Here is a 7,808-nt window from a genome sequence, read left to right as displayed (position 1 = left end):
ATAACCGGGCAGTTTTACTGGCCACCAGTGGGCACTTTTAGTGGCCGTCCGTGGGCAGAAACAACTGGCCATTGACAGTAGTTCTTCTTGGAGTACGTTGATCGCCCGTTCAAGGGTGGTGCAGAGTGCTTTCCAGTTTTCGGCGCGTTCATGCGTCCGTGACTGCAGTTCCCGCAGGCTGGTCGCCTCCGACTTGAGCTTTGTAATTTGCCCGTGGAGCTGAACCTCGGATGGTGTTGGCTGGTGTGCCTTATCACGCAGGTAGGCAAAGCGATCCTTGAGGTCGGTGGCGCGGTAGAGCACGTGGCGGCCGACCTGGGCTTCCCTGGCCAGGTCGCTGATGCTGGTCGCGCCTACGTCCACCCACCGGGGCTGACCGAGGAGGATTCGCTGCATCGCGGCGAGGATTGCCTGACGGGACGACTCGTCCTCGTTCTCAATTTCCGCATTGTCGGGGATGGACGTCGGCTTATTCATCGCTCATGCTTTCCGAGGGTGGCTTGTTGGCGCGGCAGATTCGAGTGGCTCGATGTTGGCTGACAATGAGCAGGTTGCGTTCCGAGCGTGCCAGGAAGGCCTGGGCAACGGGTAAGGGGGACAGCGACGCGTTGGCCCGCAAGCTGGCGGCCTCGGACTCCAACTCTTGGAGCTGGCCGTCGGTCCGGGCACAATTCAGGCAGCCGTCCACACATTCGAGGAGACTGGGCTGGTTGTCTTTTCCTGCGAGTTTGATCTTGTGGCATAACGCCCGCCGTTCGTCATACACACAGAGCGCCACGGCGGCCGGGTTGTCATAGATCAGCAGTGTTCCGTCTTTACGTAGGCGACGTTCATCGGCGGGGGTTAGATCGCGGGGTAGCTTTTCGGTAGCGGCCAATGCTCGACTGGCCGCGGGCCCACTGAGGCTTTCCCCGCTATCGAGCAGGCTTCGCAGATGATCCACGGTTCGCCGACGGTGGGACCAGTCTTCTTCGAGTAGGAGGTCGTTCATCCCGGACTCCTTGGTCCCCGCATATCCTCCGCCGATGACCGTGCCGAGGTGCTGGTATTGGATGGCTGTGGTGGTTTCACCGTTGGGACGGTTGTGAATAAACCACGCAAGGGTACGTCTAAATCGCCGCAAGGTGATCGCTCCGTCAGGATCCTCGGGAATTTGAAGAGCTTGGGGGTTGACACAGTGGGGGACGAGGCGCTCATTGATGAAGCAAACGAAGTCTTTGATCCAACGTGCCACGGTCGATGGCGCTGTCTGTCGACCGGTATCGGAAAAGAGCAGACCATCGTTTCTGCCAAGGAGCTGGCTAATCTGTTCCGCAACCTGGATGGCGTTCGTTGCTGCCGGAATTGTTGCCCAGGCCGCCTCTTGGCCTTTTCCCAGAACCCCGGATTCATCCGCCCGGCTGCCCTTCCAGACACGGCCATGGATCAGGTGCAGCCGTGATCCTCCGGGGCGTTCCAGGGGTGTTGGTGCTGCTCCGTGTTGCCATCCGCAGATCTCTTCCGGGCGGGCGCCGGTCAGGTAGCCGGCGACGATAATTGCGGCTGTGCGCAAATGGCCCAGCAGTGGGCCTGGCAAGGTGTTGCGGCTAATCATGCGGGATTTGACATCGTACACGCCGATGGACGGGGTCCACGGCCGGCCGTGGAACATGGCTACGACCTTGAAGTCCAAGGCGGTGAGGGATGGATCGTTCGATATAGGCGGACGGGCATGCATACGCGCGAACGACCTACCCAGGTAGATGGCGTTGATCCGATGACGATAGGCAAGTACAGCCCAGCCAACTTCTTCTGCTCGTTTGGTACCGGACCAGGCGACTGTGGCGGGCAGAGGCGTCTGGGTGCGTACATAGTCCTGCAAGACGGTGCGGGCTGCATGGTATTGGTCCTCACCGACTGGCAAGTCGCCAATCCGACTGTCCAGATCCTTATGCGCATCAATAATGTCGTCGGAGAATGTGGTCACGAACGCCATCGACCATTCCAAGAGCGGCCCCATGGTGGCTTGTGCCAAGCGTTTCGTTGCATTTTCGCGCACACCGGACCGAGGCTTCCACGCTTCACGATGCCAAGGGGGTTCGGGCCATTGCAGGACCTCGGGCAGCCATGGGTTGAGTTGCCAGACACGAATCAAGCACTCAAGGCTTTTGCGCTTCGTATCCACGGACGATCCGGAAGCAGCTATTCTGCGCCGGCAGTCGTTGAGGTGCTCCGAATCCAGATCTCCGGGAGCGTGGATTGGCGTGTCCGGATGCAGGGCGGACCATTCGCCAAGCAACCAAACCACGTGGTCTTTGAGCTGGCCCAGGAAGTTTCCAATCGTTCGGATTTGCGGCCACTTGACATAGTTTCCGTGGGTTTCGTCCGTGAGGACCTCGGGATTCCCGTGGTTAATCAGGGCGTAGGCGAGGTGCTTAGCGGAGTCACGGAACTCCACCGGCCATCCATCGAACCTCAGTCTGGGCAAAGGTCGTGATGGATCGTTGGCCAGGGCGTTCATAGGCCACACATCCGCGGCGAACGGTTCGATTACCGCGTCTTGGTGGATACGATTTTGGGAAATGCTTGGAGTCGAGGCGGACGGATAAACGAGTGGGGGTGCCTCGAAGAACTCGACCCCAACCAAACTCTCCGCCTGGCCACGGGACGGGTTCATTGTGGTCCTTCCTGCCGCAAGGCTGTAATAATTGTGGGCCGGTGAGCGTCGACCTGATCAGCAACTGCCAGCCGTTCCGCCGGGGAACGGCGCTCGACTAATGCCCTGAGCATGTAATAGCGACGAGCAAACTTTCTCTCCCAGGCATCGCCCAGGGCGTCCCTGAGTTCTTCCAGAACACTCATGGCTGCCAGTTGGCGGGGCAACAGGCGCGAGACTGTGGCCGCGTTATCGCAGTCAAGGCAATCGAGAAAGGAAAAGTAGCCCGTCGTGCAGGGCAGTCCTGTCGTTGGTTTAAGTTCCGGGTCTCGGCAATTGGCAATGAGCGCGTCTTTCAACTCGCCGGAGTCGCGCCCTTCATGCATCCGATTCTGCACTTCGATTCGTGCACGGTCCATGGCCGCCTGTATGCCTCGGGCAGCTTCGAGCTGTTGTTCTGCCAGGGCGAGGGGGTCTGTCCGGACGTAGTGGAGGTAGGTAGCCGGATCGTGATCGGTGGGCTCCTTGGCCACGCCTTGATGCGGGATGCTGCGGCGCAGGCGTTGGAAATCAATGCGTATTCCTTCCGGAATCCATGATGCGCCGTTGCCGCTCCGGGCCCCCACACCCTTTAGATGTGTTGCTGCGGGGACACCAAAGTGGGGCTTGTTCGCAGTGAAAGGCCACCGGATGAGCAGCCGCTGGGAGGGCTGGTTATTATGGGCCAGCCACGTGCGCGCCGGTTCTGTCGCTTCGGCGATCATACGCAGGTCTGTGGCTGCCTGGTCGTTCTGATCGATATTGTCCGTCAGGATCTCGGGCCAAAACCGGAGCCCGGGTCCCCTCCGTGGTTTGTCGAGGTCAAGCTGTACTGTGTCGGCATCAATCTCGACGGGCGTTCCCGACATGACGATGGGAGCGAGATTCAACCCCCGATGGCAGGCCATCAGGACCGCGGCGGCCAGGACCTCATCACCGTCTAGGAAAAGATGCCGACGGACCACGAATCGTTGACGGTAGTCATGCGGGCCCAAGGCGGCCAACGACCTAAACCCGGCCTTGCTTTGGGGCATTCCCAGCGTCATCAACTCGTGCAGGGCAAGGCCCTTTGCAGTGTCTGGCGCATTGCCTGCACCATGTTCAAGCGCTTCCAGATGTGCCGCATGAATGCGGGCATGCGCCTGTTCTACCACTTTCCGCGCGGCATTGCGGATCCTCACAAAGTCACGCTTGGAATACCTTTCGATCTGTGTTTCCGGCTTCGACCAGCCCTGCCTCCTGTTGATCTCCCTCCTTGTTGAATCAGACGTGGTCCCTGCAAAGCGCAACAGTGTGCGCGTCCTGTTGAAGTAGTCGTCCACAGTGGTTCGGGCTTTCAATCGGCGCAGCTCTGCGTGGTAGCCGCGCAAATGGAAAGGGGTAATCCCGGCGATGAATTCCACACGTGAAACCGATCTGTCGCCAGTATGTGTCAGCTCCTCCAAGTATTTAAGGAAGGACGACAGTGCCCGCTTGATCCCCAAGACACTAGATGTTCTCCGTCCGCCCTTTTCGCTGGCGCTCCAAGCAAGAGCCGCTTGCGCGAAATCCCGGCGCAGAGTCTCCGCACCCACCATTTTCGACAGATCCAAACAATATTTCGGAACGTCTTCAAGGTGCAGGGTGACCACCACGCCTGCCCCTGCATCGCCGACTGCGCCGGTAGCCTGCAGATTCGGCGGAGGCTGCGCCGCCCGTTGTCCGCTCATGAGGTGTGGAAACCGACCAGCGGATTCGAGGCCGATACGTGGTCCCACATCTGTTCAACGCTGGCGCCCCGCAGCAAGCTTGATCGCCGCAACCCCTTAACGGGTTCCAGATAGACCCGCTTGGTGGTCTCGACGGAGGAATGGCCAAGCAGGTCCCTCACCTCGTCGAAGGCCTGGGCATAGTTCATAACCATGAACGGCGATGCGTCGTCGTATCCAAGATGTTCATCAATGGCACGGATGCCCGCCAAAAGTACAAAGAGGGCAAAGGTGAACCTCAAGGAATGTGGGGTCATCTTCACCGTTGGTGAAACGCTTCCCTGAAGCGCGCGGCCAGCTGTCACCCGGTCATTGGCTGTATCAAAAACCTTGTCCCACGAGGCTGTTTGCAGTGGACTTCCGTCATCCTTCAGCCACAACCAAGCCGGCTCAACGCCCTGGTCATTGACCAGGTACAGGCCCGTCCGGACCCGCGCCGTCATCGTTTCCACGGGCAGTACACGGCCATCGGTTAAGCGGACACGCTGACCGGAACGGCTGTGGAGTATCTCAACGACGTCGAGCCGGCCCTTCACTTCTTCGTAACGGCCCGCGGCTCGTGCACGCCGGATTGCATCGGTGCGTTCCCCGACCGTGTATTGGTGCATGCTGGCCAGGCCAAGGTCATTCATCACCCTGTAGTGCCGCCGCACGCGACCCTTGCCGACGATCGGGACTTCCCCCTGAATGCTCGTAGCGGTCTCAAAGACCAGCAGTCTCCCTGCTTCATCCAGCCGGAGTCCGGTCGTGACAAGGTAGTCAGCGAAGGCAAGGTTGCGTGCCGTGTTCCGTGATCTCGCAGCCACACTGGGCAGCCCAGCCACAATCCGCCCTGAGTCGTCCCGCAAGGCGTCGTAGCCTCGCAGACCAACGTCTCGCCACATCGAATACTCGCCGGGAGTGATCCATCGGTCCCGGGAAGTACGTGCGTTCTTCTCGCGATGCCCTCCCACGGTGCTAGGGTCCAGAAGCCGGTCAGCATTTCCTGCCGGATTGTGCTCAATCCAGCCTTCCTTCGTTGCCCACTCGTAAAAGTGCCGCAGTGCAGCCCATCCCTTGTTCCAGGTCGCCGGGCTGACAAGTCTTGGGTTGCGGCTGTCGTAGACGCGCCAAATTTGGAAGGCACGAACGTGCGAATGCTTTGCTTCAAACCACTCGACATCTTGGGTGCCAAGGAAAGCGAACCAGGTCCTCAGCTCCTTAGCGTAGGTCAGCGCCGTTGATGTGCGGTCGGCGGGGTAGGCATCCCGGAAATAGTCGCCCAGCCTGTAGTCCACGAGCCCAGGGGAAATTAAGATGGGCTGACCGGGAACGATACCCACCGCGACCTCGCGGTCAGCGATGTTGTGCCATTCTTCCGCCATGGGATGAAATCCACGCGGAACTTGGGAGGGCCCGCCCGAAACCGCAAGCAACCATGAGAGCTTCCCGCTATCCGCCGCGTCCATAAGGCACAGCCTAGACACCACAAGATGGGATCAATCGGCGGCTCGCACGGAGAGCCATAGCCCTTCGGCAGATCACCACCGTCAGGAACCTGAATGCACACGAATTCGGAATTTCGCGCAAGATCAGCAGGTCGAAATGTTTCATGAGATCCCTGAGGACTTCCCACGCCAAAAGTTTGGTATTGACCGTGGGGCGTCGGCAGAGGATTCTCATTCCAGGCGCCCTCTACACCGGCGCCAACGAGCTGCGCCCCAGTCCGAGACCCGCAACACGATCCGAGGAGACCCCGATGACTACCGCCAAATTCAACGATCTGCTGGCCAGCCAGGTTGGCAAGGAGTTTGCAGCCTCCCAGCAGTACATCGCCATTGCCGCCTGGTTCCACAGCCAGGACTTGCCCCAGCTGGCAAAGCACTTTTACCGTCAGTCACTGGAAGAACGAAACCACGCCATGATGATGGTCAGGTACATCCTGGACCGCGGACTGAAGATCGCCATCCCCGGCGTGGAGCCTGTCCGGAATGACTTCGACAAAGTAGAGGAGCCGTTGGCACTCGCCCTCGCCCAGGAACAGGAAGTCACCGAGAACATCAAGGAACTCTTCGCCGCGGCGAGATCGGAAAACGACCCCCTGGGTGAGCAGTTTATGCTCTGGTTCCTCAAGGAACAGGTCGAAGAAGTGGCCTCGATGACCACGCTGCTGAACATCGCCCGCCGCGCGGAGAATCTCTTCGACATCGAAAACTTCCTCGCCCGGGAACGGGTCGGCGACCACGGAGGTCACGGTGGCCACCACGGTCATGGCGGCCACCACGGCGGCCACGGTCAAGCGGCCTCCGGCGCGCCAGAGGCCGCCGGCGGTGCACTCTGACGAGCATCCCGGCTTCCATCTGGCAGACCTAGCCGACTGTTGAATCAGCGCTGAGGGAGTGCCAGGAGCGATTGTGGTAAACGAGCGGTGGGGCTTGCTCGGCATCCTGGTCAGCGCCGGACGGGATGCTGACCTGGAGCACCTGGACGGCTACCACGGTGGAATCACCAGCGCTCATTTCATTGACAATTTCCCCCCGCAGCCACGCGCTGACACCGGGCAGAACGGGCTCACCTGTGATCAGGCGGGACCAAGTGGCGGCGTCTTCAAAGCGGTCGATACCGCTGGTGGCGAACGTTTTCGCCAGTTCAATTTGGTCTGCGCCCAGCAGATGGACCACAACGTTCCCGGCCTCGAGGATCGCAGCCGAGGCGGAGGAGCGCCCGGAGAGTGAGAAGACCAGCAGCGGCGGATTGACCGAGACGGAGAACACCGAGCTTGACGTCAAGCCAACGGGGCCGGTTGGTCCTTGGGCGGTGATGATGGAGACGCCAGCCGGATGATTCCGGAAAGCCGCTTTGAAATCGTCTGCATTGAACATTTCAGCAAATCGGCTTGTTGCCGGGCGCGGCAATTGGCTGGACGCGAGGACGTATTGGGTTGCCATTCGAGGTCCTTGGGGTTCGTGGCGCAAGAAAGCGGTGCGCACTCACAGCTCCATTGCAGTGACGGCACACCCCCTGCGCAACACTGCTTCAGACTGGGTATTTTCAGGGCGTCGCTTTCGAACTATGATCTCAGGATGATGATTGCTTAGGTAAGGGTTACCTTGCTATTCCAGACAGTATCAAGATTGTGAAATACGCGAAAATCCCGTGACGTTATGGAGAGACGTGCGACGACACAGCACGCACCTCTTGTCCCACACGTCAGCGACCAGCCGACTATATGCCTGCCTGCACAGAGGGGCCAATGACCGAGACTGAAATCAGTGCATCAAGGGCGATCAACTTCGAGACTCCTCCCCTTAGGGATGTCCAAGTCGCCCTGTGATTGTGTCAACGTGATCGGAGCCCACTAGGACGGCCCGAACGGTACCCACCCGTCGGACGTCCGGGGATGATGT

General features: G+C 59.8%; 6 protein-coding genes. 1 reads left to right on the top strand and 5 read right to left on the bottom strand.

Annotated elements, in window-relative coordinates; genetic code table 11:
- The 4 genes from PV772_RS22610 to PV772_RS22595 form a co-directional block, all read right to left on the bottom strand.
- Window positions 1-477: hypothetical protein (locus tag PV772_RS22610; RefSeq protein ID WP_347887654.1), on the bottom strand; the 477-nt coding region annotated here is incomplete at its 3' end.
- Entirely contained in the window at window positions 470-2,656 is a 2,187-nt protein-coding gene (locus PV772_RS22605) for a hypothetical protein (protein ID WP_347887653.1), read from the bottom strand. The genes PV772_RS22610 and PV772_RS22605, both read right to left, overlap by 8 nt.
- The gene (locus tag PV772_RS22600) at window positions 2,653-4,308 is read right to left on the bottom strand and encodes a hypothetical protein (RefSeq protein ID WP_347887652.1); all 1,656 of its coding nucleotides are present in this window, start codon (window positions 4,306-4,308) and stop codon (window positions 2,653-2,655) included. Before PV772_RS22600 ends, PV772_RS22605 begins: the two co-directional genes overlap by 4 nt.
- A 71-nt stretch (window positions 4,309-4,379) precedes the next feature.
- On the bottom strand, window positions 4,380-5,786 hold the full coding sequence (locus PV772_RS22595; RefSeq protein WP_347887651.1) for a site-specific integrase: 1,407 nt from the start codon (window positions 5,784-5,786) through the stop codon (window positions 4,380-4,382).
- 374 nt (window positions 5,787-6,160) lie between these two features.
- Here PV772_RS22595 and PV772_RS22590 point away from each other — a divergent pair, with 374 nt between their 5' ends.
- Complete coding sequence (locus PV772_RS22590; RefSeq protein WP_347887650.1) at window positions 6,161-6,742, top strand: ferritin; 582 nt, start codon at window positions 6,161-6,163, stop codon at window positions 6,740-6,742.
- 28 nt (window positions 6,743-6,770) lie between these two features.
- Here PV772_RS22590 and PV772_RS22585 read toward each other — a convergent pair whose 3' ends face one another.
- Window positions 6,771-7,349 carry a flavin reductase family protein gene (locus PV772_RS22585; RefSeq protein WP_347887649.1) on the bottom strand — a complete coding sequence of 193 codons (579 nt, stop codon included), beginning with the start codon at window positions 7,347-7,349 and terminating at the stop codon, window positions 6,771-6,773.
- Window positions 7,350-7,808: the final 459 nt, after the last annotated feature.

It is taken from the genome of Pseudarthrobacter sp. CC12, assembly GCF_039907755.1.
Lineage (GTDB): Bacteria > Actinomycetota > Actinomycetes > Actinomycetales > Micrococcaceae > Arthrobacter > Arthrobacter niigatensis.
This window is presented reverse-complemented; position numbering and strand designations above follow the sequence as displayed.

Bases quoted from the DNA above. Each gene is read 5' to 3' on its own strand.
- PV772_RS22605 (WP_347887653.1), bottom strand. From the start codon at position 2,656: ATGAACCCGTCCCGTGGCCAGGCGGAGAGTTTGGTTGGGGTCGAGTTC.
- PV772_RS22595 (WP_347887651.1), bottom strand. From the start codon at position 5,786: ATGGCGGAAGAATGGCACAACATCGCTGACCGCGAGGTCGCGGTGGGT.
- PV772_RS22590 (WP_347887650.1), top strand. From the start codon at position 6,161: ATGACTACCGCCAAATTCAACGATCTGCTGGCCAGCCAGGTTGGCAAG.
- PV772_RS22585 (WP_347887649.1), bottom strand. From the start codon at position 7,349: ATGGCAACCCAATACGTCCTCGCGTCCAGCCAATTGCCGCGCCCGGCA.